The 26,346-nt window shown below is 53.5% G+C and carries 28 protein-coding genes and 1 tRNA gene; 15 read left to right on the forward strand and 14 right to left on the reverse strand.

Going from position 1 to position 26,346, the window contains the following annotated elements; translation table 11 throughout:
- Positions 1–2: 2 nt before the first annotated feature.
- Positions 3–581, reverse strand: coding sequence for a YqaA family protein (locus tag E1162_RS13665; RefSeq protein WP_155132051.1), 579 nt, complete (start codon positions 579–581; stop codon positions 3–5).
- Positions 582–781: 200 nt separating this feature from the next.
- Here E1162_RS13665 and E1162_RS13670 point away from each other — a divergent pair.
- A tRNA-Leu gene (locus tag E1162_RS13670) sits at positions 782–866 on the forward strand.
- A 152-nt stretch (positions 867–1,018) separates the two neighbouring features.
- On the opposite strand, the gene E1162_RS13675 is transcribed toward E1162_RS13670, so the two are convergent.
- Both E1162_RS13675 and E1162_RS19585 read right to left on the reverse strand, forming a co-directional pair.
- On the reverse strand, positions 1,019–1,948 hold the full coding sequence (locus E1162_RS13675; RefSeq protein ID WP_155132054.1) for a site-specific tyrosine recombinase XerD: 930 nt from the start codon (positions 1,946–1,948) through the stop codon (positions 1,019–1,021).
- Between the two features lie 6 nt (positions 1,949–1,954).
- Complete coding sequence (locus E1162_RS19585) at positions 1,955–2,098, reverse strand: hypothetical protein (RefSeq protein ID WP_257098997.1); 144 nt, start codon at positions 2,096–2,098, stop codon at positions 1,955–1,957.
- 168 nt (positions 2,099–2,266) lie between these two features.
- Between E1162_RS19585 and E1162_RS13680 the strand changes: the two genes are divergently transcribed.
- From E1162_RS13680 to E1162_RS13690, 3 genes are read left to right on the forward strand one after another with little or no spacing between them, the layout of a single operon-like run.
- On the forward strand, positions 2,267–2,887 hold the full coding sequence (locus E1162_RS13680) for a shikimate kinase (protein ID WP_371311942.1): 621 nt from the start codon (positions 2,267–2,269) through the stop codon (positions 2,885–2,887).
- A 2-nt stretch (positions 2,888–2,889) separates the two neighbouring features.
- On the forward strand, positions 2,890–4,014 hold the full coding sequence (gene aroB / locus E1162_RS13685; protein WP_155132056.1) for a 3-dehydroquinate synthase: 1,125 nt from the start codon (positions 2,890–2,892) through the stop codon (positions 4,012–4,014).
- Positions 4,014–5,291 (forward strand): HlyC/CorC family transporter, encoded by a 1,278-nt coding sequence (locus E1162_RS13690; protein ID WP_155132058.1) that lies wholly within the window; start codon positions 4,014–4,016, stop codon positions 5,289–5,291. The genes aroB and E1162_RS13690 overlap by 1 nt, the downstream gene beginning before the upstream one ends.
- A 58-nt stretch (positions 5,292–5,349) precedes the next feature.
- Here the strand turns inward: E1162_RS13690 and E1162_RS13695 are convergent, their stop codons facing one another.
- On the reverse strand, positions 5,350–5,610 hold the full coding sequence (locus tag E1162_RS13695; protein WP_155132060.1) for a BolA family protein: 261 nt from the start codon (positions 5,608–5,610) through the stop codon (positions 5,350–5,352).
- A gap of 126 nt (positions 5,611–5,736) precedes the next feature.
- On the opposite strand from E1162_RS13695, the gene E1162_RS13700 reads away from it, so the two are divergent.
- The 5 genes from E1162_RS13700 to E1162_RS13720 all read left to right on the forward strand — a co-directional run bounded on the left by E1162_RS13700 (position 5,737) and on the right by E1162_RS13720 (position 11,311).
- A complete protein-coding gene (locus E1162_RS13700; RefSeq protein WP_155132062.1) occupies positions 5,737–6,333 on the forward strand; it encodes a J domain-containing protein in 597 nt (198 codons plus the stop codon).
- Between the two features lie 74 nt (positions 6,334–6,407).
- Positions 6,408–7,394 carry a cobaltochelatase subunit CobS gene (gene cobS, locus E1162_RS13705; RefSeq protein ID WP_155132069.1) on the forward strand — a complete coding sequence of 329 codons (987 nt, stop codon included), beginning with the start codon at positions 6,408–6,410 and terminating at the stop codon, positions 7,392–7,394.
- 8 nt (positions 7,395–7,402) lie between these two features.
- Positions 7,403–9,289: a cobaltochelatase subunit CobT gene (cobT, locus tag E1162_RS13710; protein WP_155132072.1), complete on the forward strand. Its 1,887-nt coding sequence runs from the start codon at positions 7,403–7,405 to the stop codon at positions 9,287–9,289.
- Positions 9,289–10,323 (forward strand): esterase-like activity of phytase family protein, encoded by a 1,035-nt coding sequence (locus E1162_RS13715; protein WP_155132074.1) that lies wholly within the window; start codon positions 9,289–9,291, stop codon positions 10,321–10,323. The genes cobT and E1162_RS13715 overlap by 1 nt, the downstream gene beginning before the upstream one ends.
- Before the next feature lie 172 nt (positions 10,324–10,495).
- A complete protein-coding gene (locus E1162_RS13720; RefSeq protein ID WP_155132076.1) occupies positions 10,496–11,311 on the forward strand; it encodes a universal stress protein in 816 nt (271 codons plus the stop codon).
- Between the two features lie 86 nt (positions 11,312–11,397).
- Here the strand turns inward: E1162_RS13720 and E1162_RS13725 are convergent, their stop codons facing one another.
- The 4 genes from E1162_RS13725 to rpmB all read right to left on the reverse strand — a co-directional run bounded on the left by E1162_RS13725 (position 11,398) and on the right by rpmB (position 13,774).
- Complete coding sequence (locus E1162_RS13725) at positions 11,398–12,099, reverse strand: glutathione S-transferase family protein (protein WP_371311943.1); 702 nt, start codon at positions 12,097–12,099, stop codon at positions 11,398–11,400.
- 68 nt (positions 12,100–12,167) lie between these two features.
- Entirely contained in the window at positions 12,168–12,710 is a 543-nt protein-coding gene (gene sigZ, locus E1162_RS13730; RefSeq protein ID WP_155132080.1) for an RNA polymerase sigma factor SigZ, read from the reverse strand.
- 95 nt (positions 12,711–12,805) lie between these two features.
- On the reverse strand, positions 12,806–13,462 hold the full coding sequence (locus E1162_RS13735; protein WP_155132082.1) for a queuosine precursor transporter: 657 nt from the start codon (positions 13,460–13,462) through the stop codon (positions 12,806–12,808).
- Positions 13,463–13,480: 18 nt separating this feature from the next.
- Positions 13,481–13,774 carry a 50S ribosomal protein L28 gene (rpmB, locus tag E1162_RS13740; RefSeq protein WP_155132084.1) on the reverse strand — a complete coding sequence of 98 codons (294 nt, stop codon included), beginning with the start codon at positions 13,772–13,774 and terminating at the stop codon, positions 13,481–13,483.
- Positions 13,775–14,174: 400 nt separating this feature from the next.
- On the opposite strand from rpmB, the gene E1162_RS13745 reads away from it, so the two are divergent.
- From E1162_RS13745 to E1162_RS13755, 3 genes are all read left to right on the forward strand, one after another.
- Positions 14,175–14,963, forward strand: a complete 789-nt coding sequence (locus tag E1162_RS13745) for a DUF3108 domain-containing protein (protein WP_257098998.1) — start codon at positions 14,175–14,177, stop codon at positions 14,961–14,963.
- Positions 14,964–15,138: 175 nt separating this feature from the next.
- A complete protein-coding gene (locus E1162_RS13750; RefSeq protein ID WP_155132086.1) occupies positions 15,139–16,095 on the forward strand; it encodes an acetyl-CoA carboxylase carboxyltransferase subunit alpha in 957 nt (318 codons plus the stop codon).
- Between the two features lie 233 nt (positions 16,096–16,328).
- A complete protein-coding gene (locus tag E1162_RS13755) occupies positions 16,329–17,486 on the forward strand; it encodes a L,D-transpeptidase family protein (protein ID WP_155132088.1) in 1,158 nt (385 codons plus the stop codon).
- 36 nt (positions 17,487–17,522) lie between these two features.
- Here E1162_RS13755 and E1162_RS13760 read toward each other — a convergent pair whose 3' ends face one another.
- From E1162_RS13760 to ispG, 3 genes are read right to left on the reverse strand one after another with little or no spacing between them, the layout of a single operon-like run.
- A complete protein-coding gene (locus tag E1162_RS13760) occupies positions 17,523–18,263 on the reverse strand; it encodes a DUF429 domain-containing protein (protein ID WP_155132090.1) in 741 nt (246 codons plus the stop codon).
- 32 nt (positions 18,264–18,295) lie between these two features.
- Positions 18,296–19,204 carry a bifunctional hydroxymethylpyrimidine kinase/phosphomethylpyrimidine kinase gene (locus E1162_RS13765; protein WP_155132092.1) on the reverse strand — a complete coding sequence of 303 codons (909 nt, stop codon included), beginning with the start codon at positions 19,202–19,204 and terminating at the stop codon, positions 18,296–18,298.
- Positions 19,194–20,483: a flavodoxin-dependent (E)-4-hydroxy-3-methylbut-2-enyl-diphosphate synthase gene (gene ispG / locus E1162_RS13770; protein WP_155132094.1), complete on the reverse strand. Its 1,290-nt coding sequence runs from the start codon at positions 20,481–20,483 to the stop codon at positions 19,194–19,196. Before ispG ends, E1162_RS13765 begins: the two co-directional genes overlap by 11 nt.
- Positions 20,484–20,777: 294 nt before the next feature.
- Here ispG and E1162_RS13775 point away from each other — a divergent pair, with 294 nt between their 5' ends.
- Positions 20,778–21,560 carry a 3-hydroxybutyrate dehydrogenase gene (locus E1162_RS13775; protein WP_155132095.1) on the forward strand — a complete coding sequence of 261 codons (783 nt, stop codon included), beginning with the start codon at positions 20,778–20,780 and terminating at the stop codon, positions 21,558–21,560.
- Positions 21,561–21,614: 54 nt separating this feature from the next.
- A complete protein-coding gene (locus tag E1162_RS13780; RefSeq protein ID WP_155132097.1) occupies positions 21,615–22,646 on the forward strand; it encodes a patatin-like phospholipase family protein in 1,032 nt (343 codons plus the stop codon).
- A 252-nt stretch (positions 22,647–22,898) separates the two neighbouring features.
- On the opposite strand, the gene E1162_RS13785 is transcribed toward E1162_RS13780, so the two are convergent.
- Positions 22,899–23,333 carry a L,D-transpeptidase gene (locus E1162_RS13785; protein ID WP_155132099.1) on the reverse strand — a complete coding sequence of 145 codons (435 nt, stop codon included), beginning with the start codon at positions 23,331–23,333 and terminating at the stop codon, positions 22,899–22,901.
- 228 nt (positions 23,334–23,561) lie between these two features.
- Between E1162_RS13785 and E1162_RS13790 the strand changes: the two genes are divergently transcribed.
- A complete protein-coding gene (locus E1162_RS13790) occupies positions 23,562–24,413 on the forward strand; it encodes a pentapeptide repeat-containing protein (RefSeq protein ID WP_155132101.1) in 852 nt (283 codons plus the stop codon).
- Between the two features lie 34 nt (positions 24,414–24,447).
- Here the strand turns inward: E1162_RS13790 and E1162_RS13795 are convergent, their stop codons facing one another.
- Positions 24,448–25,224 (reverse strand): MipA/OmpV family protein, encoded by a 777-nt coding sequence (locus E1162_RS13795; RefSeq protein ID WP_155132103.1) that lies wholly within the window; start codon positions 25,222–25,224, stop codon positions 24,448–24,450.
- A gap of 228 nt (positions 25,225–25,452) precedes the next feature.
- On the reverse strand, positions 25,453–26,232 hold the full coding sequence (locus E1162_RS13800; RefSeq protein WP_257098999.1) for a MipA/OmpV family protein: 780 nt from the start codon (positions 26,230–26,232) through the stop codon (positions 25,453–25,455).
- Positions 26,233–26,346 lie beyond the last annotated feature (114 nt).

Here is a 26,346-nt window from a genome sequence, read left to right on the forward strand (position 1 = left end):
CTCTAAAGAAATTTAATCAATGCGAATCCGCCCACCAGCAGGATCACAAACACTGTAAAGACGAGTCCCAGCCGTTTTTCAATAAAATCTCGGATCGGTGGACCAAAGAAGTAGAGAAGGCCCGCAACCACAAAGAAGCGGATACCGCGGGAAACAAGGCTGGCAACAAAGAATACCGGCATGTTGAGCGCGAATGCGCCGCTTGCGATGGTGATCACCTTATAGGGAAACGGGGTAAGACCGGCAAAGAACACAAACCACCAGCCCCAATCATCAAAGATGACTTTGAACTCGTCAAATTTGTTCATGTAACCGTAAAGGTTCAAAATCGGCTCAGCGACCTGCGTAAACAGAACAGCGCCGATGAAGTAACCAAGCACACCACCAAGAACAGATGTAATGGTGCACAACAGCGCATACCACCAAGCTTTTTCTCTTCTGCTGACCACCATGGGAATGAGCAGCAAATCAGGTGGGATAGGGAAGAACGAACTCTCGACGAAGGACACTGTACCCAGAGCGGCTGGAGCGCGCTTGCCTCCGGCAAAAGAGAGCGTCCAGTCATAAAGGCGACGTAGCATTTTGTTTATTTGTCTCCTGTGGCGAGATTTTCGGCACGAACTCTACGAAGAATTGCGCACAAACCCCTTAAACTATGCAGGTTTATCTGAAAAAAAACAGATAATGTTGGTTTTTGACAAGGACAAGCTGTGATTAGCCACAAACAATTATTGACCCGACTGTAAAGCTGGCTATAGTCCGGCGCAGCTTTTCAGTGACTGCCCCTGTGGCGGAACTGGTAGACGCGACGGATTCAAAATCCGTTTTCTTCGGAAGTGCCCGTTCGAGTCGGGCCAGGGGCACCAAGTCCCTTTCGCAGTCACGAAAAGTCACCTCCCCGCATTTTCTGAAATGATCTGCTTAGACGGCTGAATTGCGTCTTCATCTACGCACTGCATCCACCTGCCCGGCGGAGCGTTGCCGCTCTCACCTGACGAAGTGCCGTTTGAAACCACGGTTAGGATTGCGCCAGCGGGTGATAAGTCTCCACAATCTGCTTCAAACGCTCATCCAGAACGTGGGTGTAGATCTGTGTGGTGGAGATATCCGCGTGACCAAGCAACTGTTGTACGACGCGTAGATCCGCGCCGTTCTGCAGCAGGTGTGAAGCAAAAGCGTGACGCAAAACGTGCGGGGATACCTTTGCCGGTGCAAGCTCTGCCCGTATCGCCAGCGCTTTCAAATCTCTTGCAAACGCCTGACGGGTGAAGTGCCCGCTTTCACCGTGAGAGGGAAACAGCCAAACGCTATCAGCGTAGGAGCCAATACTGGCCCTAAGCCGCACATATTCCGACATCGCCTTTTGAGCGCGAACAGATAGCGGCACAGCGCGCTCACGCCCGCCCTTACCCTTGATAGTGATCAGACGGCTGTCACGAATGGCGGCAGAGACAGGAAGCGATACCAACTCAGAAACGCGCAGACCCGTTGCATAAAGCACCTCCAACAGCGTGTAGGTTCGCGCTGCCCGCAAGTGCTTTGCATCCGTATCGTAGCTGCCTTTGGCTTCTGTCTCGGCAAGGTCGATCAACTGATCAACTTCGTCCTCACTCAAAACGCCGGGCAAGTTAAGCTGCTTCTTCGGAGAGATGATGGTGCGGGTCGGGTCGTCCCCGCGATGTCCTTCGGCATAGCAGAACCCGTAGAACTGTCGCAGAGCCGATAACCGGCGTGCCTGCGATGATGCTGCATAACCTCTACTCGTCAAATCGCTGAGATAACCGCGAATATCATCACTCTGAACTGCGAGAAGGTCGACGCTGCTTACCCGCAGAAAGTCCTCAAAGTCCTCCAGATCGGCGCGATAGCTCTCAAGCGTGTTGTAAGCGCTGGCGCGTTCCACTGAGAGCATCTCAAAGAAAGCTTCAAGGATCAGTGTCGAATGCATAGTCAATTACTTTCCAAAATCGGGTCTTTCGATCTCGACCGTTATCTCGCGTGGGGTCGGCTCGACGAAGGTAGAAAGCGCATACATAACCAAAACAACACTAACGACAATCAGGCCAATCAAAGAAAGCAAACGGGTTAAAGTAGGCATTGTGGATTTCGCATCTCCGAAAATGCAGAGTGTCTGGCGTTCCCCACCAATAGCAGCAGACCACCAACAAGCAAACAGGGCATTTAAGGGAGGAGAATTAAAGGTCGCTGCCTCGACGCTTGACAGACCCTACCTATATACTGTCAAAGCAATCCCTGAGAGAACCGAGTGAATGAGGGCATTGGCGTGAGCGCCACTGAGAGCAAAACAGACGCGCGCCAGAGAAGAGCCGAGGATATCATTCAGCGGCTTGGCGACAAATCGATTGTCCTTGTGGGGATTATGGGGTGTGGGAAGTCAACGGTGGGGCGCCGTTTGGCTCAGTATCTATCGCTTCCCTTTATTGATGCAGATGCGGAAATCGAACGGGCGGCAGACCGCACGATTAAAGAGATTTTCGAAGAGCACGGTGAACCTTATTTCCGTGAGGGAGAAAAACGGGTCATTTCTCGCCTTTTGGGCGAAGGCCCGCATGTGCTGGCCACAGGTGGCGGCGCATTTATGAACGATGAAACCCGCGCCCGTATTAAAGAGGCGGGTGTTTCCGTATGGATGAAAGCTGAACTGCCTGTCATCATGCAGCGTGTGCGCAAGCGCCCTACCCGTCCTCTGCTGCAAACCGCAGATCCGGAAGGCACCATGAGAAAGCTCATGGACGAGCGCTACCCGATCTACGCGCAGGCGGATATGACCATCTGGTCCCGCGATGTGACCCACGAAGCTGTTATGGAAGAGATTCTCAAGGCGCTGGAAGAAGGCCTTCCGCGGGCGCCCGAGGCGGAGCAATAAAAATGGCAATTGAAGAGCAAAGCATTACCACTGTTACCGTTAATCTGGGCGAACGTTCCTATCCGATTCTCATCGGTCGCGGTCTTATAGAAAACGCTGGTTCTGAAATTGCTCGCTGCCTGCCAAAGGCACGTACAGCCATCATCACTGACGAGACTGTCGCCGGTCTTCACCTCAAAACGCTGGAAGCCTCGCTGGAACGCGCTGGCATTGCCTACAGCACCATCGTCATACCGGCTGGTGAAAAATCCAAACGCTTTGAAATTTTCGAACAGGTTTGCAACGAAGTGCTTGCCCTGCGCCTTGAGCGCGGCGACGCGCTGATCGCCCTTGGCGGCGGTGTGGTGGGTGATCTCACCGGTTTCGTTGCAGGTGTTGTGCGCCGTGGCATGAACTTCGTGCAGATTCCGACAACGCTTTTGTCTCAAGTGGATAGTTCTGTTGGCGGCAAGACCGGCATCAACACCACGCACGGCAAAAACCTGATTGGCGTTTTCCATCAGCCATCTTTGGTGATCGCAGATACAGCTGTCCTTGATACCCTGCCACGCCGCGACTTTGCCGCTGGCTATGCAGAGGTAGCCAAATACGGTCTGATCAACGATCCAGAGTTCTTTAGCTGGCTGGAAGCAAATCATGAAGCAGTCTTTGAAGGCGGCGAGGCGCGCAACTACGCTGTTGCCCATTCCTGCCGTGCCAAGGCTGCCATTGTGGCTGAAGATGAGTTCGAAGCTGGCAACCGCGCCCTTTTGAACCTTGGCCACACATTCGGCCACGCGCTGGAAGGCGCAGTCGAATACGAAACCGAACGTCTTGTACACGGTGAAGGCGTTTCCATCGGCATGGTTCTGGCCTTTGAGTTTTCCAAAGAGCTAGGCCACTGCACCCAAGACGATGTTGATCGTGTAAAAGCGCACTTGCAGGCTGTTGGTCTGCCTATATCCATCTCACAAATTCCGGGTCAGCTGCCCTCCACCGACCTCTTTATGGACCTGATCGCTCAGGACAAAAAAGTAAGTCACGGTCAGCTAACCTTTATCCTTGTAAAAGGTGTAGGCGCATCCTACGTGGATAAAACTGTTGAGGCCGCCCCTTTGCGTGCCCTCCTTGAAGAAAAGCTGAATTAATGACCGAATTACCGCTTTGGGCCTCCGTTGGCAGCATCTTGGTTCTTCTGGTGCTTTCCGCCTTTTTCTCAGGCTCGGAAACTGCACTGACCGCAGCTTCACGCGCCCGGATGCACCAGCTGGAGAAGTCCGGCGATAAGAAGGCAACCATCGTTGCCAAGTTGATCATGGCAAAAGAGCAGCTCATTGGCGCTCTGTTGCTGGGCAACAACCTCGTGAACATTCTGGCGTCCGCGCTGGCAACCTCCCTGCTTCTCAAAACCTTTGGTGAAGCGGGTGTGGCTTACGCGACCTTGATCATGACCCTCTCCGTCCTGATCTTCTCTGAGGTTCTGCCGAAAACACTGGCGATCAGCAATGCTGACCGCTTTGCGCTGGCTGTTGCACCGTTCGTACGTGTGCTTGTAGCGGTGCTGAACCCGTTTGTTCTGGCTATCCAGTTCATCGTGCGTATGGTTCTGCTCATGATCGGCGTACGTATTGATCAGTCTCAGGCTGTTCTTTCCGCTCACGAAGAGCTGCGCGGCACCGTCGATCTGCAACACAAGGAAGGCGGCCTTGTTAAGGCTGACCGCGACCGTATCGGCGGCCTGCTGGACCTTGTGGAGCTGGAGGTGTCCGACGTTATGGTTCACCGCACCAAGCTGCTGACCATCAACGCCGACTTGCCAGCAGACGTTTTGATCAACGAAGTGCTGTCCAGCCCGTACACCCGTATTCCGATCTGGCGCGATAACCCTGATAACTTCATCGGTATCTTGCATGCCAAGGACGTTTTGCGCGCACTGGCCGATGTAAAGGGCGACTACTCCCAGTTTGATCTGGCGAAGGTCATCAGCCCGCTGTGGTTCATTCCAGATACCACCAGCCTGCAGAGCCAGCTTAACGCCTTCTTGAAGCGCAAGAGCCACTTTGCTCTCGTTGTTGACGAGTACGGCGAAGTGATGGGCCTTCTGACGCTGGAAGATATTCTGGAAGAGATCGTGGGTGAGATTGCCGACGAACACGATACCGAAGTGCCGGGCCTCAACCCGCAGGCAGACGGCTCCGTGATTGTTGATGGTTCTGTGCCGATCCGCGACCTTAACCGCGCAACCGACTGGGATCTACCGGACGAGGAAGCAACGACCATCGCAGGTCTTGTGATCCACGAAGCCAAAATGATCCCCGAGGAGCGACAGGTCTTCACCTTCCACGGGTTCCGTTTCACGGTGCTGAAGAAAGAGAAGAACCGCATTACCCGCCTGAGGATGATGCCTCTCTCCCGCCCGAATTAACGGTTAGAAACAACAAAACCCGCAGTATCCGCTGCGGGTTTTGTTTTTAGTGAAACTGTCAGGAAGCTTTGGCATCAATTGCCAGCGCATGGACGCCTCCGGCCAATTCTTCCGCTAGACAATCGTTGATTGCCCGATGAATGGCGACGCGGCTTTTCCCACTGAACTCTGTGGAAACAATTTTAACGCGGAAGTGGGTTTCTCCCCCCTCCCGCCAACCGCCATGCCCTTCGTGCAGGTGGGATTCGTCGATGACTTCAAGTGACTGCGGCGAAAACGCTGCAGCAAGCTTGGAGAATATGATATCTTTTTGTGCCATGCCTACCTCTATCAATGGCAACGAAAGGCGGGTCAAGCCCTTGCCTTTCGAACCCGATTCCAATTATCAATGGCGGTTCTCGAATTTACGAGACTAAATAACTACTCAGGGCTCTGAAAGCGGAACATGAAGCTAAATTCGTCCATTTTCGACAGTATTCGCGTTAAGCCGGATAAGGAACGTGCAACGCAGCGCAATACCCCGCAATGCGAATGGGAAGGTTGCGACCGCCCGGGGGTTCACCGCGCGCCGAAAGGGCGAGATCAAGAAGGTCAGTATTTCCGTTTCTGTATTGACCACGTCAAAGCCTACAACAAATCTTATAACTATTTCAACGGGATGGATGACGACGCCGTACGAACCTACCAAAAGGATTCGGCAACCGGGCACCGTCCAACCTGGAAAATGGGCGTGAACTCCGACAACTTTGCAGCCGGTGGCAGCAAGAGCGAGCCGGACATGAACGACCCGCATGATTTCTTTGCCGGACGCGGCGAGCGCGCACCACAAAAGCCAAGACGCAAGGTGCTTGCTCTTGAGAAAAGATCACTCGAGGCACTGAACTTAACCGAAACAGCAACTAGCGCTGAGATCAAATCGCGTTATAAAGAACTCGTAAAAATACACCATCCTGACGCCAACGGCGGTGACCGGTCATGCGAAGACCGCCTGCGCGAAGTCATCCAAGCCTACAACACTTTAAAGAAGGCCGGACTTTGCTGAGCTGCGTATAGGCGCTACAGGAACCAGTTTTACCGCTATCCCGTCGAGGAATTTTGGGCGGGCGCGGAGGATAGATGACGAATACGATGACTAGCCCTGAAAAATTGCCTGATACCGAAATTTCCGTTCGCGACGTTTTTGGCCTTGATACCGATATGGTCGTGCCTGCCTTTTCTCAGGCAGACGAGCATGTGCCAGACCTCGACAAGGACTACCTTTTCGACCCAGCCACGACTATGGCTATTCTGGCTGGCTTTGCCCGCAACCGCCGTGTGATGGTGACCGGTTATCATGGTACCGGTAAATCAACCCACATCGAGCAGGTAGCAGCCCGCCTTAACTGGCCATGCGTGCGCGTCAACCTCGACAGCCACGTCTCCCGTATCGACTTGGTAGGCAAAGATTCTATCGTCATCAAAGAAGGCCTCACCGTCACAGAATTTAAAGACGGTATCCTGCCTTGGGCCCTGCAGAACAACGTCGCTCTGGTGTTCGACGAATACGATGCAGGCCGTCCGGACGTAATGTTCGTGATCCAGCGCGTTCTGGAAGTATCGGGTCGCCTGACCCTGCTTGACCAGAACCGCGTGATCCGTCCTCACCCAGCCTTCCGCCTGTTTGCGACTGCAAACACCGTCGGCCTTGGTGACACATCCGGCCTCTACCACGGCACACAGCAGATCAACCAAGGCCAGATGGACCGCTGGTCTATCGTGACCACCTTGAACTATCTGCCACACGACAACGAAGTTGAAATCGTTCTGGCGAAGTCCCCGCACTTCCAGGGTGCTGAAGGTCGCTCCATCATCTCCAAGATGGTTCGCGTTGCTGACCTCACCCGTAACGCTTTCATCAACGGCGATATCTCCACCGTCATGAGCCCGCGTACCGTGATCACATGGTCTGAAAACGCGGATATCTTCGGTGATATCGGCTTTGCCTTCCGCCTCACCTTCCTCAACAAGTGTGACGAGATGGAACAGCCGCTTGTTGCCGAGTTCTATCAGCGCTGCTTTGGTGAAGAGCTGCCGGAATCTGCTGCCAACGTAGTTATGAGCTGAGGCCAGCTATGACAGGCCGCAGCAATTCCGCACACAAGCAGCCCTCGCCCACGGAACCGCTGAAACAGGCCATTGGATCCACTGTGAAGGCCATTGCCGGCAATGCCGAGCTGGAGGTGGTGTTTACCGTAGACCGGTCTGGGATAACGGGCCAGAAAGTACGCTTGCCTGAGCCGAGTCGCCGCATGAGCCGCTCGGACGTGGCAGCCGTGCGCGGTACAGCTGACTCAATGGCTCTGCGCCTTGCCTGCCATAACGCTGGCGTACACGCAAAGCACAGCCCAATCGGTTCCAACGCAAAAGCGATTTACGACTCAGTGGAGCAAACCCGCTGCGAGGCGCTGGGTTCCAACAGAATGGTTGGTGTCGGTGACAACATCGACGCCATGCTTGAACAGCGCTACATGAAAGGCGACTTCGCCAACATCACCAGCCGTGAAGAAGCGCCCCTTCAGGATGCTATTTCGCTAATGGTGCGCGAACGTCTGACAGGACGCCCTGTTCCAAAGAGCGCCCGCAAGGTCGTGGACCTGTGGCGTGACTGGGTGGAGCAGAAAGCCGCTGGCGAAATGGACAAGCTGGTCACTCGCATTGAGGATCAGGTTGAGTTCGCCAACCAGCTTCGCAACCTTCTCGTAAATCTGGAAATGGCTGACGAGTTGGGCGACAACTCCGATGACGAAAACGAAGATGATGCGGAAGGCAACAGCGAGCAGGATCAGCGCACCGATGTAACCGGCGAGACGGATGAAGATTCCGGCGAGCAGGAAGGTGCACCTCAAGACATGGAGCTTTCCGGTCAAGAGGTCGAAGACGGAGAAACCGACGGCGCCGATTCCGAACTTCAGGAAATCGCTGAAGAGGATATGGCCGACGGGTCGGAAGAAGCCGGGGAGCAACAACCCCGCGAGCATCCGTTCTCCAACCAGTACAACAAGGAAGAATACCGCGCCTACACGCGTCAATTCGACGAGATCGTTACGGCTGAAGAGCTGTGCGACCAAGCAGAACTCGACCGTTTGCGCGGCTTCCTTGATAAGCAACTGGCTTCACTTTCCGGCGCGGTTTCCCGCCTTGCTAACCGACTACAGCGTAAATTGATGGCCCAGCAGAACCGCTCTTGGGACTTCGACCTTGAAGAAGGCATCGTTGACCCTGCGCGTCTGCACCGTGTTGTTATCGACCCGCTTCAGCCGCTGGCATTCAAGTGGGAGCAGGATACCGACTTCCGCGATACCGTGGTAACGCTGTTGCTAGATAACTCCGGCTCCATGCGTGGTCGCCCGATCACCGTTGCAGCAACCTGCGCCGACATTCTGGCCAGAACGCTGGAGCGTTGTGGTGTGAAGGTCGAGATCCTCGGCTTTACCACAAAGGCATGGAAGGGCGGACAGTCCCGCGAGCAGTGGCTGAAAGACGGTAAACCGGCACAGCCGGGCCGCCTTAACGATCTGCGTCACATCATCTACAAGTCTGCGGATGCGCCATGGCGTCGTGCCAAACGCAACCTCGGCCTGATGATGCGTGAGGGCCTTCTGAAAGAAAACATCGACGGTGAAGCGCTTAACTGGGCACACCAGCGCCTACTGGGACGCCCTGAACAGCGCCGCATCCTCATGATGATTTCCGACGGTGCGCCGGTGGATGACTGCACGCTCTCGGTTAACCCGGGCAATTATCTGGAAAAGCATCTGCGCGAGGTTATCGAGGAAATCGAAACCCGTTCTCCTGTTGAGCTTATCGCCATCGGTATCGGCCACGATGTGACCCGCTACTACCGCCGTGCGGTAACGATTATCGACGCAGAAGAGCTGGCAGGCGCGATGACAGATCAGCTTGCTGACCTGTTTGACGAAAACAGCAACACCGCCTCCGGCAAGCGCGGGCGTCGCTAATGAAGCGTTCCCGGCGATCACTCCTTCGTGGACTGGCCGCCGGGGCTGCTTGTGCAGTTGTGGCACTTACTGCTGCAGTTCTGCCCCGGCCCACTTACGCAAAGCCTGTCAGCGTAAAGCAGCACGAAATCACCCATTTCCGCATTGGCAAACCGAACCTGCACCAGTTCGGCCCCCTTCTCTATTTGGGCGGTCTGGAATTCTGGTCTGGCAATGATGATTTTGGCGGCATCTCCGGTGCAATTACACTGGATGGCGGCACCTCGGTGATCTTGGCAACGGATGGTGGCTACTGGATCACCGCAGATCTCGACCAGACAGACAGTGGAAAGCCGCTGACGCTCAAGAACGCACAAATCGCACCGATGCTTAGCAAGGAAGGGAAACCTCTCCACAGCACGCCCCAGCGCGATGTAGAGGCCCTTACGCTTCGCACCACCGGCAACACAAAACACATCTGGGCATCCTACGAAGGCAAAGGCGGCATGCTCGTCTATCCGTTCCCGCTAACGCTGGACGATAAGCCTGAGGAAGTTGACTTACCTGCCGCATTAAAGGGCCTTGGCAACAACAAGGGCATTGAGGCTCTGGCGGCGGCTCCTGCTGACAGCCCTCTAGCAGGCGCTGTTCTGCTCTTTGCCGAACGCGGCGCAGGCTTTGACTCTGATCGGCCAGCCTACATTATCGGCGGCGAGCAACCCGGCGCATTTACCGTAAAGCGCATGGGCAACTTTGATGTCACCGATGCAACCTTCACCCCTGATGGGGACCTTCTCATTCTGGAGCGCTTGTTTACGCTTCGCGAAGGGCTGCATATGCGCATACGGCGCGTTGATCCGAGCCTGATTAAGCCCGGCGCTGTCATTGAAGGCGAGATTTTACTTGCAGCCGATATGGGCTACCAAATCGACAATATGGAAGCGATCACCGCCCATAAAAACGAGCATGGCGAAACCATCATCACGTTGTTATCAGACGACAATCGCTTCATAATTCAGCGCAACTTGCTGCTACGGTTCCGGCTCGACAGCTGATCGTGCCGTTCGTCAGCCGCTGTAAGTATCTCACACATATTGCGAAATTTCTGGATAGACGAGAGGATTCAAGTCCTAAGGACATGGCACCTGACGTAGCCATGCCAGACAATGAGCGTCCGCTGATTGTTTTGCCGCCTCCTCAATGGGAACAACAGGTTAGGAACATGTCATGGGTATTCGAAGCGTCACCGTCGTTCTTGATAGTTCGGGCAAACAGCCAGCGTTGCAGGTCGCCAAAGGACTGCTGATCTCCCCTAGAGGGAAACTGAAGGCGCTTGCTATCGACTTCAAGCAACCGCGCCCACTCCGCGCAAATAGCGCGCAGCAGTTCGCTGGAGAAGCTGAGAACTCGCAGATCCAATCGGCGTTGAAGACATGCGAGAGCTATTGTCACGAGCGCGACATAGAACCCAAGCTTCAAATCAAACAGCATGTTATTGGCGAGCCACTCGACCAGCTGATAAACACAATCCGCCTTAGCGACGTTGCAGTCATTGCTAAAGACAGCGCTGCATCAGAAGAGCCCCTTCGCTATGCTCTCATTGAGGAGATGATCCTCGACACCGGTACAAGCGTGATTGTTGTTCCGGCAGAATATGATCAAGAGTTCCAACCGAAAACCATTGTTATTGCGTGGAATAATACCGGCTCAGCGTTCACGGCAATGTACGCCTCGCTGCCATTGCTACACAAAGCAGATCGCGTGGTTATTGCGGCAATTTCTGATGGTTCCTACTTCGACGAAGACTCACTTACCGAACTTCAAGAGTTCTTGAAAACTCACAGTATTTCGGCCGATATCGAAGTGATAAACGACCAGCGAAGACCAGTCGCGGAAATTCTCAAAAGCAGACTAGAGGAGCTAAGTGCAGACCTGTTGGTGATGGGTGGCTATAGCAACAGCCGCTTCAAACAGTACTTCTTTGGTGGAGCCACTAAGGAAATGCTGGACATCATGGCGCTGCCGATCCTGATAAACCATTAGGGCAACAAAAGCGCCCTCCAACTTCCGGCCACTGGAACTACGGCGGTGAGCACCCACCCACCGCCGAGAAATTTTGTCGGCTCTATTTAGCAGCAGCTGCCTTTTTTACAGCCATCATCTGCAGAGGTAGAGCAGCTAGTAGCGCCGCCAAGATAGGTCTGCGAAGACAGATAGAAGCCGGTAAATTCAGCTTCAAAATCATCACTCACAGAGCGTTCTGCGATACCTGTATCAAGCACAGCTTTCTGCCACGCCTTCACTTTTGGAAAAGCCTTCAGAAAATCATAGTCCGTGTGCTTTTCGATAATCGCAGCGCGGTGCAGCAATGGTAGCCATGCCATGTCAACGTTACCGAGTTCAGTGCCGTTGAAATAAGGCCCCTCAGCCAACTGCGCTTCAGCGCGGGCAAATGCCTTATCAAGGTTGGCCGCACGCTCTTCCAGAGTCTTGCAATCACCGCTGCGCATAGCAGAACACTGCACGAGATAGTGCTTGCTGCCCTGATAACTCCAAGCGCGGTTGTATGCCCTGTCTTCTGGGGTAAGACCTGATTCGAGCGGCGTACTGATTTCGTCGATGTACTCAGCAATCGCATCAGATTCGAACAGCGCCTTACCGCTTTCGGTAATCAACACCGGCACCTGACCGGTTGGCGAAATATCCAAAAACCACTGCGGTTTGTTCTTCAGACTGATGTACTCCACCTGATAGGCAAGGCCCTTGGCTTCCAGCAGGGCAGTGATGCGCTGAACAAATGGGCAGATTTTAAAGCTAACGATCTTAAGCACGGTATGCTCCGTCTTTTCATTGATACTGCTATAAAGACGGGCGCTTTGAAAAAAGGACGAAAAATAATTCAGCAGCTATCGCAGTTTTTTGATTTTCTTGAAAAATCAGTCACTTGCCCGTTTGCACTTTGCTCAAACTGGCAGCATTGATCAAACAGGTGACGCAGTTGCTCTCGCCCCTTCTGCACCCGTGACTTCACAGTCGAGTAGGCAACACCGTGAGCAGAAGCATAGTCTTTTTGAGACTGACCGTTCAGCTCTACATCACGCAGCAAGGCCGCTGTTTCTTCAGGAAGGGCCTTCAAAAATGGCTCAACGCAGCGCTCAAGATCCTCAAGGGCACCGGCTTCTTCCAAGTCAGGAGAAAGGTCTTCCGGCAGTTCTGTCTCGGGAACAGACTTGCGGTAATAATCAATTAGCGTGTTGCGGGTGATTTGTTTTAGCCATGCGGGAAGGCTTTGAGCCTCCTGCAATTCAGGCAGGCCTTTATGCACCTTGATCATGATGTCTTGCAGCAGATCATCAACATCAGACTGGTTTTTCAATCGTCCCCGAAGGTAGCTACGCAGCGCGCCTTGATAGTCCTGCCAGATTTGCTCGAAAGGAGGCATAAGCTTCTCGTCGTTTTATTGAAACGCGAAGATACAACAAGAGTGTGCCCGCATGAAGATGCAGGTTCGAAGGATAGCTAAGACGGGAGAATGAATTAGATTCGGCTGGCGGCGTAAGGGCCGTAACCGAAGATGCTGAGCAAAATACGGTATGGAGCCAGCATACACAGCGCGACGAGGATCTTAACGCTGAAATCACCGAGAGCCCAAGATACCCAGCGCGGTACTTCCAGAGCGAAGTAGCCAAACAGCGGTGCAGCTTCCACGGCAAATGCATCGTAGCTGCCAAGGAAGGCAAGCGATGCAGAGAAGGAAATGCCGAAGAACAAGATGGTATCGAGGATTGCACCTAGCGTGGAAGAGACAATTGGCGCACGCCACCAAGCGCCGTGGCGCAGACGGTGGAAAATGGCAATGTCAAAAAGCTGGGCAAAAAGGAATGCGCAGCCGGATGCAAGAGCAATTCGCGGCGTTGCAAAGACAACCGAAAGGGCAACAGCAACAGCAAAACCTGCGTAGACGACTCGTCTCGCAGCTTTAGGACCGAAGTTTCGGTTGATCAGATCGGTTACCAGAAAAGCAACCGGATAGGTGAAGGCACCCCACGTAAGGAGGTCTTCCAACACCACAGGGCCAAGCATTCCCCGCACAGGATACTGCACGAGAATATTCGACGCGACTACCACAACCATCATCGCAATGATGCCGAGTGCGATAGCGCGCGTCGGATTATTCTTGACCGCTGAATTCATCTGTCAGCAAACAGCAGCTTATGCAGCTGCTTCAGCCTGACGACGACGAATTTCAGTCTTCAGAAGGCGTGCCTTAGGAGACAGATCAGCTTCAGCTGCCTTCATGAGGAATGCGTCCAGACCACCACGGTGCTCAACAGAACGCAGAGCGTGTGCAGAGATACGCAGCTTGTAGGTTTCACCCAGAGTATCGCTCATGAGGGAAACGTTGCAGAGGTTTGGCAAGAACCGACGACGGGTTCTGTTGTTTGCGTGGCTGACATTGTTGCCAGTCATCACGTCTTTGCCGGTAAGTTCACAGCGGCGTGCCATGTGGATCACCCTTTTTATTCAATCTGGCGCCACGTAAAAACAGAAGCGCTATCGTTAACCAGAGATTCGCAGACTCCAAAAGTCCGGCGCTAGCAACTCTGGCCCCGTATTGGAAAAGTCGGCCTGCTATAATGTGGCGCGTAGAATTCGTCAAGGGTTTGGTGCGCCCTTACTACGGATTCTGGCCTCTTTGAATAAACTTTGGTCTCTTAACCTCAACGTTACGAACTGTTCCTATGATTTTGGTAGCAATTTGAAAAGCAGAAAAAATAATTTTTAAAGTACTCAAAGGCTGACGTTTAAATATGAAAAGCAGCCGCGGAGGTATGGCGTCGTGCTAAACTCTCTTATCCGGGCTATAAGTGCCCTGGGTCATAAAGCTATAGTAGGAAGCATCGCTTTGTGCGTATGCTCACTATCCACAGCTGCCCTTGGAAAAACTAATCAGGTCGATGGAAACTACAATATTTCCATCGCTGGCATCACCATCGGCAAGGGCTCAATGTCGCTTGCCCTGCGCAATAATGCCTATTCGGCAAAAGTTTCTATGGAGCCTGCCGGTATCGGCACCTTGTTCTCCACGGGTACTGGCGCGGCTGAAGCACGGGGCTGGATTTCCGGCAGCCGTATCTTGCCGTCCCGCTATGAAATGGTTTCACAGGCGTCCGAGCGCAATTTCCATGTGGACCTGCGCCAAGGCTCTGGCCACATCCGCAACGAGCTTGTCCGTCCACGCTTTAAGCCATCGGCAACCCGTATCAAGGTAACCAACAAGCACCGCAAAAACGCCATGGATCCGCTAAGCGCAGCGCTTATGCCGGTAGTATCGAGAGGCGACGAGCTTTCTCCTGACGCCTGCAATCGCACTTTGCCGATCTATGATGGCTGGACCCGGTTCGACATTGAGATGACCTACAAGAAAATGCGCGAGGTTTCCGGAAACGGTTACGACGGCCCCGTCATTGTTTGTAAGGCACGATGGATACCGGTTGCTGGCCACAGACCAGAGCGAAAAAGCGTCCAACTGCTGGCCCGTTCCAACAATATGGAAGTTTGGCTTGCCCCAACCGGCCACAAAAAAGTGCTGATCCCCTACCGGATTTCCATCCCGACAGGAACAGGCTCTTTGGTGGTTCAAGCGCAGGAATTGGGCCTGCCTAACGGCCATAAACAATCTGCTGCTAGGTAGGTGCATTGCTGATTTTCAATTAAATCATTGCAGGAATGAGCGAGTGCCCCCACATTTATGCCGGAATACCTTGACAAGACGGGCATAGCGGGGCCAGTGTCGCGCCAAATTTCCGGCGCAGCCTGACGCCTCCCTCAGCGATTTTGACCGCTGAATTTAACGAGTGAACACTTAAATGCGCAGTTACCTTGAATTTGAAAAACCAGTTGCCGACCTAGAAGGCAAGGTTCAAGAACTCAAAATAATGGCCAAGAGTGGCGAGGCCGTAGATGTAGAAGACGAGATCGCAACGCTGCAAGGCAAAGCCGATCAAGCACTCAACGACATCTATAATGCTCTTAGCCCTTGGCAGAAAACACTGGTCGCTCGTCATCCGGACCGCCCGCACGCTGAAGACTACATCAAAGGCCTGATCTCCGACTTCACGCCACTGGCTGGTGACCGTAAGTTTGCAGAGGATCATGCAATCATCGCAGGCTTTGGCCGTTTCCGTGGTCAGTCTGTTGCGATCCTCGGTCAGGAGAAGGGTAACGACACCCAGTCTCGCCTGCACCGCAACTTCGGCATGTCCCGTCCAGAGGGCTACCGTAAAGCCGTTCGCATCATGGAACTGGCAGAACGCTTCAACATTCCTGTCGTATCCTTCGTTGATACTGCTGGTGCATACCCTGGCATTGGCGCTGAAGAGCGCGGTCAGGCGGAAGCAATCGCCCGCTCCACCGACCAGTGCCTCATGCTGGGCGTGCCAAACATCTCCATCGTTATCGGTGAAGGCGGTTCCGGCGGCGCGATTGCAATTGCAACAGCAAACCACGTGGCAATGCTTGAACACGCAATCTACTCTGTGATCTCCCCAGAAGCGGGCGCATCCATTCTTTGGCGCGATAGCACCAAGGCACAGGAAGCTGCGACCAACATGAAGATCACCGCGCAGGACCTTTCCGAACTCGGCATCATTGATGAAATCATCAAGGAGCCAGTTGGCGGCGCACACCGCGCCAAGGAAATCGTTGTAGATCGCGCTGGCACGACCATCGAGAACGCTCTGAAGCACTTCGCAGACATGGATGCAGCAGCAATCAAGCAGCAGCGCCGTGAGAAGTTCCTGAAAATTGGTCGCCATCTGGCGTAATCAACAGAACTCGACAATTTATAGACTGGAAAATGGCGTAGAGGCACTTTCTACGCCATTTTTTATTATCTAAACTTCAAGGCATCTACGGCTTTTGAGCAGTCAAACCTTTGTGGAATAGGCTGGGATAAGCTGAACCGGTAAGGAGGGATCAACCTTTCTACCGCTAGTCTACCATCAACGGAGTGGCGACGGGCGTTCCACTTCTTGGTGCTGTTTTCGGGTTCTGCTTTATGCTGTCAAACATCCTCTCCGGCTTAAAACAAGTCACAAAACCACTTTCGATGGCGGCAATTGCGCTAACGCTGGTGGCTTGTCAGGGTGCTGACTTTGCAGATGAGAAGCACCGCAAACCCGTAAGCAAAAAAGTTCAGCGCAAAATCGAAACCTCAGACATGGCTTTAAAGGCCCCGATTTTCATTCGCATCTTCAAGGAAGAAAGCGAGTTGGAAGTCTGGAAGCAGACCAAATCCGGTCAATACGCACTGCTGGAAACCTACGAGATCTGTAAATGGTCTGGCAAACTGGGGCCGAAGTTCAAAGAAGGCGACCGACAAGCGCCTGAAGGGTTTTATTTCGTAACTCCGGGGCGCATGAACCCGAATTCCGACTATTATCTCTCCTTCAACCTCGGCTTTCCGAACCGCTATGACCGCGCCCACGACCGCACAGGTACGCATCTGATGGTTCACGGAGCGTGTTCTTCTGCCGGTTGCTATGCGATGACCGATGACAGCATTTCCGACATTTACGCCCTCGCCCGCGATAGCTTCATGGGTGGTCAGCGCGAGTTTCAGGTGCACGCCTTCCCGTTCCGCATGACCGGCGAAAACATGGCCCGTCATGCTGAGAATGAACACTTCGAGTTCTGGGAGATGTTGAAGGAAGGTTACGACCACTTCGCCGTCACCAAACAGCCACCTAAAATCGATGTTTGTGACCGCCGCTATGTGTTTAACGCCGAGCCGACAATCAGAGGCGCACAGTTCAGCTCCCGCAATCGCTGCCCAGATTATTCTATTCCACAGTCGATTTCCGTCGCTCTGGCTAAAAAACAGGCGGAAGATCAAAAGAACTTCGAGGAATTCCAGATCGCGGCTGAGAAAAGCAGGCAGCGTCAGGAACAGCTTGCAGCGTTCTTTGGTACCAATGCAGCTGACAAAGGCGGCCCAGCACAAACCACAGCGGAAACAGTGGCAGAAGCTGCACCTGCAAACACCCCAAGCCAGAGCCAGCTAGCCCTGACGCCGGAAACAAAACCGGAAGAAGCTCCAAAGACCGAGAAGGACCGCGCCTTTGGTTATTTCTCCAAAATTTTCCCGATCGGTCAAAAGGAAGAAGCTGTGGCGATCGTGGACGAGAACATTCCGCTGCCAATCAGCAAGCCATAGTCGGCACCTGCCCGCTGCTAGCTGTTTAGAATAAACCTAGGCCCAAATCGCCATTCGCAGACCGTTACTGTCGCGCTCATAGTTCGCGGGAAACGGCTGCGCCTGCCCTAGCAGCAAACGCTCGGCAATAACGGCGTTGACCGCCGCATCAATCAAATCGTCGCGCGCCGCGCCTTTTGACGCTTTCTGGTCAAGGAAGTGTGCCGAGTAGCCATAATTGCACAGCAGATCACGGCGCACATCCAGCCCTGCTCCGCTTGGCTGGCCCTTCACCCGCTTCGGCGCAACTATCGGTTCCTCACCATTCAGCCGCCAAAACGCCACTTCCGGATGCACCTCAAAAATACAGCTTTCCAACTCTGGCGACATGGCAGCATCAAGCTCACGGATTTTGGGGAAGATATTGAACGCCTGCTTGGAAACCTTTTTTGGCGGCGCAGAAGTCGCTTGCGCCACTTTACACGCTTCCCAATAGTCTTCGGCGTATACGGCAGCGCGTGAGGGAATGGAGAACACCGTCGATTGGCGCATACCGAGCAAAGGCCGAACCGCCTTTTCCGGTCCTCGCCCATTTTGACCGATGTGATCAGGCAGACCGATAGGCATATCAATGGCGATGCGCTGAAGTTGCGGCCAGCGGGTCAGTATTTCGGAAAAAGAGCCAACCAGATGGGCTTCATGGGTGTAAGGCGTACCAAGGTGGCGAATTATAACCATCCAGCCACCAGCAGCGCCATCAACCCCTGCAACACACAGTTCATTCTGCACTTCACTCATGACATCCTCACAATGAATGCATCACTGTCTGCTCACGCTCTGGCAGGCGCCTCGAATACGCGCCGCTCACTCACCAGCGCCATCGGGCGAATAAGCACGTCCTGATTAGCCGGATAGAACAGCTCTTGCCGGCCCATGCGAACGGAGCGCGCGGCAAGTTCAAAGGTCGAAGCTGTTGCCCGCTTCAACGCTTCGCTCTGGGCAGTACCCGTAAGGGCGCGAGCCAAGAACAGCGCGGAGATCAAACCACGGCTGCCCTTCGGCGCATTTGGCACTTCCGCATGTTCAATCGCAGATGAGCCGCTAAAGGCCACCAGAAGGTTGGAGAGGCTGTTTCTGCGCAAAGCCGGAGCAGATGTAACCACAACGCTTGGAACGCCTAGAAGACGCGCTGAGGCTGTGCATTCCTGTTCTGTGTCGGTACCAGCTTCTACAAGCTCGGCAAGCTCGCGGCGGTTCAGCACAGCATAATCGCTAAGCGGCAAAAGTTGTTCTTTGAATGCGCTGATAACTTCAGCCCGTGCTGGCGCCTGCTCACCATCGGTAATCGAAACATCGCATAGATACTTCGCCTCCGGGTTTAGCCGCTTGACGGTGCTTACAAGGCGGGCAACCAAGGCCGCTTGCTCGCCAGAATGGATATGGCCGGAAAGCACAGCATCCACATCGCGCAGCTTCTCGGAGGTAATCATATCCTCCGCCAAAGCAGCAAATAGCTTAGCGCTCTGTTCAAAACTATTGCCGATGCCAATGCCGCCGCTGATCGGCAACAAGGCCGTTGGCAAAAAGATAACGCTGTGCCCCAAGCGTTCCAGCGTAAACACTGCACTACGCCCACCAAGACCGCACACGGTTTGGGCGGTTAGAACCAGAATGGTTTTCGGCTCGGGTGGTTGCTGTGGTACGGCTGGCTGCTGCGGAGCAAAGCGATCAAGCGACATCAATTTCCTGCGTTTCTGTCAGGGCTGCGGACTGCCCGTTACCATAACGCTTTTCAATATAGTCCAGAACCAGTTTCTTAAAGTCCTCGGCAATTCCCGGACCGCGAAGTGTCACGGCCCTTTCGCCGTCAATGAACACAGGCGCAGCTGGGGTTTCGCCCGTACCCGGCAGAGAAATACCGATATCTGCGTGTTTGGATTCGCCCGGTCCATTCACGATGCAGCCCATCACAGCCACGTTGAGCGTTTCAACGCCCGGATATTGCTCCCGCCAGACAGGCATGCTGTCGCGAATATGGTTCTGAATATCCTGCGCTAGCTCCTGAAAGACGGTGGATGTGGTGCGGCCACAGCCCGGACAAGCCGCTACAATCGGCACAAAGCTGCGGAAGCCCATGGTTTGCAGCAATTCCTGAGACACCTGCACTTCACGGGTGCGGTCACCGCCCGGCTCCGGCGTTAGGGAAATACGGATCGTATCGCCAATACCCTGCTGCAGCAGAATACCCATGGAGGCAGAAGAGGCCACAATGCCTTTGGTACCCATGCCAGCCTCTGTGAGGCCAAGGTGGAGCGCATAATCACAGCGCTGCGCCAGATCAACATAAACGCCGATGAGATCTTGAACCTGAGAAACCTTGGCAGACAGAATAATCTTGTCCTTGCCCATGCCCATTTCCTCGGCGCGGCGGGCAGAAAGCAAACCGGACTGGCAAATCGCCTCGCGCATCACTTCCTGCGCGGTCAGCGGCGAGCCGTTGCTCTGGTTTTCATCCATGAGATGGGTCAGCAGCTCTTGGTCGAGAGAACCCCAGTTCACGCCAATGCGCACCGGTTTGTCGTGGCGCATTGCGGTGTCGATGATCTGGCCGAACTGCTTGTCTTTTTTCGTTTTGAAGCCAACATTGCCCGGATTGATACGGTATTTATCCAGCGCCTCGGCGCAGGCCGGATGATCCGCAAGAAGCTTGTGGCCGATGTAGTGAAAGTCGCCAATCAGCGGCACATCAAGACCAAGGCGCAAAAGGCGCTCTTTGATATGCGGAACAGCTGCCGCAGCCTCGTCCCGATCCACGGTAATGCGCACCAATTCGGACCCTGCCCGCGCCAGCGCTGCAATCTGTGCAACGGTCGCGTCTGCATCTGCCGTATCGGTGTTGGTCATAGACTGCACAACAATCGGCGCATCCCCGCCAACGACGACACCGCCAACATTCACCGCAACACTTCTGCGGCGGGCGAGAGGAGCTGAAAGAAAGGTCTGGTTTGTGCTTGTCATGCTGGATCCGAAACGCGGTTCAAGTTTGCAATAGCAAGTGCCGCATGCAGCTTGCTCTGTCAACGTTTGAAAAAGAAAGAGAACACCCCGTGCCTGTCGCTGGACGGCAAGTCCCTCCCCGCCCTCTACATCGGTTTGTTTACCCTAAGTTTCAATAGGCGGCGCCCGCGCAAAGATTGCCAATCCTATCCGTTTTCACAATACCACTAATGCGTATAATCACATAAGTTTCGTCACATATATCGCTTAGGTATGCGTCGTACCCCAATCGAGTTAGCGCAGGGCATTTCAAAAATGATCAAAGATAAAGCTGCCGTTATCACCGGCTCCACCTCAGGCATCGGTCTGGCCTACGCTCGCGCTCTGGCAGCACAGGGCGTCAACGTCATGATCAACGGCTTCGGTGATCCGGCAAAAATCGAAGCAGAGCGCCAATCAATCGAGGCCGACTTCGGCGTGACCTGCATTTATTCCAATGCAGATATGACCAAGCCGGACGAAATCGGCGCGATGATTGCCCATGCCGCAGAAACCTTTGGCTCGGTCGATATTCTCATCAACAACGCTGGCATTCAGCATGTTGAGGCTATCGAGAACTTCCCGCCGGAAAAGTGGGACGCGATTATCGCGATCAACCTGTCCTCCTCCTTCCACACCATCCGCCACGCTATTCCGCTGATGAAGAAGGCTGGCTGGGGCCGCGTTATCAATACAGCTTCCGCACACGCGCTTGTCGCCTCCCCATTTAAGTCCGCTTATGTGGCTGCCAAGCACGGCATTGCAGGCCTGACCAAGACCGTGGCGCTGGAAGTTGCGGAAGACAACATCACCGTCAACGCCATCTGCCCGGGCTATGTTTGGACACCGCTGGTGGAAGCGCAGATTCCCGACACTATGAAAGCGCGTGGATTGACGGAAGAAGAAGTCAAACGCGATGTTCTTCTGGCAGCACAGCCAACCAAGAAGTTCGTGACGGTTGATCAGGTCGCAGCCATGGCGATCTTCCTCTGCTCGGATGCGGCGTCCTGCATGACAGGAACTATTTTGCCAATGGACGGCGGCTGGACAGCGAAATAAGGCGGTTTTCTTCGAAAGCGGCCTTTGCCAGATGCCAAAGGAAGGAGCTTCCGAATGGCAGCAAAGCGCGTAAGAAAGCCGAAGAAGATTAGTCTGGCGTTACAAGGTGGCGGCTCACACGGAGCCTTCACTTGGGGCGTTCTGGACTGGCTGCTGGAAACCGAAGCGCTGGAGATCGACAAAATCTCCGGCACCAGCGCTGGCGCAATGAACGCCGCCGTCTTGGCTGACGGGCTTGTTGAAGGTGGGCCAGAGGGTGCGCGCAAGGCTTTAGAGCGCTTTTGGCGTTCTGTTTCCTTGCTGGGTCAAGGTAGCCCATTCCAGCGCACGCCGCTCGACATTTATTTTGACAGTTGGAACCTCGACCACTCCCCCGTTTATGTCTCGTGGGATGTTACCTCAAGAGTTCTCTCCCCCTACCAGCTCAATCCGCTCAACATAAACCCGCTTGAAGAACTGGTGCGTGACCAGATTGATTTTGGCCGTGTACAGACCTGCCAAGACCTTGAGGTCTATGTGGCTGCCACCAATGTGCGCACTGGCAAAATCAAAATATTCGGGCGCGAAGAGCTGACTGCAGAGGCGCTGCTTGCCTCTGCCTGCATACCAACCATCTACCAAGCCGTTGAAATTGATGGCGAAGCATATTGGGACGGTGGCTATATGGGCAACCCGCCCCTCTTCCCGCTGTTTCCCAAAGGCGGCATTACCGATGTTGTGCTTATTCAGGTTAATCCGGTAAAGCGAGAAGAGCTCCCCACCACGGCGCAGGAAATCAGTGAACGCCTCAACGAGATCACCTTCAACTCTACGCTATTGCGCGAACTGCGCGCTATCGCCTTCGTGAGCCGCCTCATTGATGAAGGTCGCTTAAGCAACAACGACTATTCGCAGGTGCACATGCACCGCATTGAGGCCAGCGAAGATCTGATCCCCTTTGGCGCATCCTCCAAATTGAACCCGCAATGGGCTTTCCTCAAAAGGCTATTCAACATTGGCCGCGCCAGTGCTGAAAAATGGGCAGCAGAACACTTTGATGCGATCGGAGAACGCTCGTCGTTAAACCTTGAGAAAGAAATTATGTAGCGCTTTGCGCGAAATAAACTGCATTTTGCAATGCAGACATGCTTAACGCTTCCTAAAATTAACCTTGATTTTGATGCCAAGCCAAGACGACCCGCTAGATCTTGATGGCACAGTTAATTCAGCAAGTTGGCAAGGCTCTTGCAATATGGATTGTGCGCTGATGTTGGGTAATGCGTCTTCAGCGCTCCTCAGTTTAAAAGGGTCAGTCGCGTATTTGACTGGCCCTTTTACTTTACCCAGAGCAAATGCTCCTCAGCGGGAAATCATGATCCGCGAGTTGGCTGGTCCGTGCTTCTTTATCAAGCTGAATAATCTGGATGCATTGCTGGGATGCAAGCGAATGCAGCCATGCGAAGCGGGCGTTCCCAACCGCTTGATCGAGTCCGTCCCGTGAATGGCATAGCCCTTATAGAAAAACACCGAATGCGGCATGGGCGAGCCATTATATTTGCGCGAGAAATACTTGCGATGCATGCGCGTTGGCGCAAATGTGCCAACCGGTGTTCGATAGCCCTTGCGAGCCGTTGAAACCTTCCATGTGTGACGCGGCACACCATTCACGTACACCCGCATTTTCTGTTCGGATATATCGATTTTGGCTGTAATTTTATGGCTATAAGCAGCTGTCGGGAAAATAAGGCCGAAGAAAATCAATGCGCAAGCAGCTGCGCGAAATAAGATACGCATGTACTAAACCCCGAAATACCAAGAATAAAAATTAACTTATTATTAAAAATTTCCGGAGTCTTCCTCCCTATATTATCAGTGTAATTTTCCTCAAGGGAAACAGGGATCTAATCTCCAAAACAAAGCCCAAGAAAATTCATATAATTACCCTGCGGCAATTTTATCAAATTACATTACTGAAAAAATCGCAGCGTATGCTACGATAAATAAAAAACGCAGGGTCCACCAATGAAGATCAATAACTTATCGGGCCGTATAATCTTGCTCGCCGTGCTCACCGCGTTAGCCCTCATCATGCTTTTGATGACAGATAAACCAGCCGACGCCGAAGAAGAGCAGCATGTTTTGCTGGACGAGTTGATCGTTAGCGGCCAGTGCGTGGGATGCAATCTGGAAATGGCCTCCATGAGGCACATCAAGGTGCGCGGCCTCAATTTGTCAGGCGCGAATTTACGCGAAGCCGACATGAAAGATGCCGACATGCCGGAAACAAACTTCCACCGCGCAGACCTCCGCCGAGCCTCCCTTGAAAAGAGCTACATGCCAGACAGCAACTTCGACCAAGCCAAGTTGCGGCAGGTAGACTTTGAAAAGTCAAACCTAGAGGGCGCTAAATTTACGGGCGTAGACCTACGTGATGCCGACCTAAAATCAGCCGATATTAAAGGTGCCGATTTTTCCAATTCGGATTTGCGTCATGCATCGTTCAACCGCTCGAACGCAGAAACCGCTCTTTTCCGTGATTCAAACATGGCCAATGTTGTCTTTGACCGCGTCAATGCAAATGAAGCCGACTTCTCCGGCTCCAACATGGTGCAATCCGATCTGAGCAGAACTATTGCCGTTGCCGCCATTTTCAAAGACACGAACCTGTCCAAGGTCAACTTTACAAGCGCAGACCTCACCCAAGCCAATCTGGATGGCGCAAATGTCGCCGGAGCGTTGTTTAGAAGAGCGCGGCTGGCAGGAGTAGACTTTTCCAAAGCCATTGGGGCAGACGATGCCCGCTTCATCAGCAGTTGCCGTGATGAACTGACCGTTCTACCCGAAGGCGTCGAAATGGATATGTGCGACGACTAAAGAAAAAGGGCGGGATACCCGCCCTCTCATCAACTTATTTCCAAAGGTCAAAGTCGAACCGGTAGGTCACCCCAAAGGCCGCTGTAAATTGGTCGTCTGAAACCGTTACTGGGCTATCTTCTGCATCTCCGATCAAACGGTCATAGCCGCCTTGAAGATGCAGAGAAACGTCTTCGGTTGCCTCAAAGCTGACGCGTGCAACTGCACCAACACTCTTGAAGCCGCCATCAGGATCAAACGAACCCGGCATGCCAAAATAAGTGTCGAAGTAATTGTCGTCTGCAAAGTCAACACGCGGGCCGACAGAAAGGGTCCAGCGGTCATGCGGCTCGAAAATCGCATCCATACCCGCACGGCCAACGAAGCCGTTGTAACCGTTGAAGCCGCGGCGCACTTCTAGGAACGCGCGGAACCAGTCATAGCGAAAGCCAGCACCAAGACCGACTTCACCTGCCCAGTTGATCTTCTTTGTGCCGGCAAGCTTTGGATCATCATTTGGCGAACGGCCACCGACGTAACCGAAGGACGGATACAAAAACACGCCCTTTTTCGTAACGCCGTCTTTTACCTCACCGATGCCCGGCAGGTAGAATTTGGCGAACGAGATGATTGGAAACGGATAGATGATGTAGTCGTCTGCGCCGTCATACTTGGGAGAGACCACACCAGCGATCCCCACATCCACCACGTATTGCTTGGTCGCTTCTTCCTCGGTCAAACCATCGGAAAGAAAACGCCCTTCCGCCAGAGCGGTGCCTCCAAAAGCGCAAGCCCCAACGAGCGCCATGAAGCTACGGGAAATCAATTTCATTGCCTTATCCCACAATCGAAAAACTACTGACGCCAGTTATACGCAGTTTTGCAGCTAATGGCTGCATAATACTTTTCGGTAAGCACTTCTGGTTTTAAACCACGAAGGCCCATCCACGGAATCCCGTAGATATTAAGGGGTTAAGAGATTTCCAGTTTTGAAAACTTTTCCGGCAGCCGGAAAGAAAGGCAACATCAGCATGCCGGAAAAGCCATTAGATCAAGCGAATCAATCAAATAGATCGAAAGAGAAGCGGTAGGAAAGACCGGTAGAGATGGAGTAGCTGTCGTCATCTACAAGCAGTGGGCTGTCACCAGCATCCCCTGCAAATCGCTCCCAGCCACCTTGCACGTGCCAAGTCCACTTGTCTGTCAGGTCATAGCTGGTGGATGCATAAACACCGTAGCTTTTGATACCGCCGCCAACTTTGTAGGCAGAGCGACCACTAGCGGCAGCCTCGGAAGGTGTCAGGCCAAAATAGGTCTGCATGTAGTCTTCGCTGGCGAAGTCGATACGTGGACCAACCTTAACGCGCCATGAGTCGGTAATTTCCCACTTGGCATCCACACCCGCACGGCCAACGATACCGGTGTGACCACCAAAGCCCTGACGCAGCAATACGAAGGCATCAAACGGGCCGTAACCATAGCCCATACCCATACCGACTTCGTAAGCGAACTCGGTCTCCTTTGTGCCCCTAAGTTCCGGCGCATCAGAAGCTTTTCGCGCGCCGACAGCACCAAAGGACGGGTAGAAATAAAGGCCATCGCGGTACCCTTCACGCACCTGCCCCCAGCCCGGCATATAGAAGCGGCTGAACTGCGCAATCACATAAGGATAGGAAACTGTACGCTTAGCACCCGGATAAGATGGGCGCGTCGTCACACCAAGGCCAAAATCGACAACATACTGCTTGCCCAACTCTTCCTCTGTCATTCCGCGAATAACAGAAAAGTCATCAGCGAGTGCCGTGGAAGAAAGACCACAAAAAACTAACAAACAACCCAAAGGCGAAGCCGCCTTGGTAGCAAACCCGAAGCACATAAATTGCCAATCCGTTCAAATGATTACCAAGCAAATGTCTATGCTCTTTTTTCATGTGGTAAAAGAGCGTGAAATGAC

The sequence above is a fragment of the Pseudovibrio flavus genome (assembly GCF_009711345.1).
GTDB lineage: Bacteria > Pseudomonadota > Alphaproteobacteria > Rhizobiales > Stappiaceae > Pseudovibrio > Pseudovibrio flavus.

Excerpts from the sequence above, each read along its gene's own strand:
- E1162_RS13720 (WP_155132076.1), top strand. The coding sequence starts at position 10,496 with ATGGGTATTCGAAGCGTCACCGTCGTTCTTGATAGTTCGGGCAAACAG.
- E1162_RS19585 (WP_257098997.1), bottom strand. The coding sequence starts at position 2,098 with ATGCCTACTTTAACCCGTTTGCTTTCTTTGATTGGCCTGATTGTCGTT.
- E1162_RS13755 (WP_155132088.1), top strand. The coding sequence starts at position 16,329 with ATGCTGTCAAACATCCTCTCCGGCTTAAAACAAGTCACAAAACCACTT.
- E1162_RS13700 (WP_155132062.1), top strand. The coding sequence starts at position 5,737 with ATGAAGCTAAATTCGTCCATTTTCGACAGTATTCGCGTTAAGCCGGAT.
- E1162_RS13760 (WP_155132090.1), bottom strand. The coding sequence starts at position 18,263 with ATGAGTGAAGTGCAGAATGAACTGTGTGTTGCAGGGGTTGATGGCGCT.
- E1162_RS13765 (WP_155132092.1), bottom strand. The coding sequence starts at position 19,204 with ATGTCGCTTGATCGCTTTGCTCCGCAGCAGCCAGCCGTACCACAGCAA.
- E1162_RS13715 (WP_155132074.1), top strand. The coding sequence starts at position 9,289 with ATGAAGCGTTCCCGGCGATCACTCCTTCGTGGACTGGCCGCCGGGGCT.
- rpmB (WP_155132084.1), bottom strand. The coding sequence starts at position 13,774 with ATGGCACGCCGCTGTGAACTTACCGGCAAAGACGTGATGACTGGCAAC.
- E1162_RS13695 (WP_155132060.1), bottom strand. The coding sequence starts at position 5,610 with ATGGCACAAAAAGATATCATATTCTCCAAGCTTGCTGCAGCGTTTTCG.
- aroB (WP_155132056.1), top strand. The coding sequence starts at position 2,890 with ATGGCAATTGAAGAGCAAAGCATTACCACTGTTACCGTTAATCTGGGC.
- E1162_RS13790 (WP_155132101.1), top strand. The coding sequence starts at position 23,562 with ATGAAGATCAATAACTTATCGGGCCGTATAATCTTGCTCGCCGTGCTC.
- E1162_RS13750 (WP_155132086.1), top strand. The coding sequence starts at position 15,139 with ATGCGCAGTTACCTTGAATTTGAAAAACCAGTTGCCGACCTAGAAGGC.
- E1162_RS13795 (WP_155132103.1), bottom strand. The coding sequence starts at position 25,224 with ATGAAATTGATTTCCCGTAGCTTCATGGCGCTCGTTGGGGCTTGCGCT.
- E1162_RS13735 (WP_155132082.1), bottom strand. The coding sequence starts at position 13,462 with ATGAATTCAGCGGTCAAGAATAATCCGACGCGCGCTATCGCACTCGGC.
- E1162_RS13665 (WP_155132051.1), bottom strand. The coding sequence starts at position 581 with ATGCTACGTCGCCTTTATGACTGGACGCTCTCTTTTGCCGGAGGCAAG.
- E1162_RS13775 (WP_155132095.1), top strand. The coding sequence starts at position 20,778 with ATGATCAAAGATAAAGCTGCCGTTATCACCGGCTCCACCTCAGGCATC.
- E1162_RS13690 (WP_155132058.1), top strand. The coding sequence starts at position 4,014 with ATGACCGAATTACCGCTTTGGGCCTCCGTTGGCAGCATCTTGGTTCTT.
- ispG (WP_155132094.1), bottom strand. The coding sequence starts at position 20,483 with ATGACAAGCACAAACCAGACCTTTCTTTCAGCTCCTCTCGCCCGCCGC.
- E1162_RS13675 (WP_155132054.1), bottom strand. The coding sequence starts at position 1,948 with ATGCATTCGACACTGATCCTTGAAGCTTTCTTTGAGATGCTCTCAGTG.
- cobT (WP_155132072.1), top strand. The coding sequence starts at position 7,403 with ATGACAGGCCGCAGCAATTCCGCACACAAGCAGCCCTCGCCCACGGAA.
- E1162_RS13785 (WP_155132099.1), bottom strand. The coding sequence starts at position 23,333 with ATGCGTATCTTATTTCGCGCAGCTGCTTGCGCATTGATTTTCTTCGGC.
- E1162_RS13780 (WP_155132097.1), top strand. The coding sequence starts at position 21,615 with ATGGCAGCAAAGCGCGTAAGAAAGCCGAAGAAGATTAGTCTGGCGTTA.
- cobS (WP_155132069.1), top strand. The coding sequence starts at position 6,408 with ATGACGAATACGATGACTAGCCCTGAAAAATTGCCTGATACCGAAATT.
- sigZ (WP_155132080.1), bottom strand. The coding sequence starts at position 12,710 with ATGCCTCCTTTCGAGCAAATCTGGCAGGACTATCAAGGCGCGCTGCGT.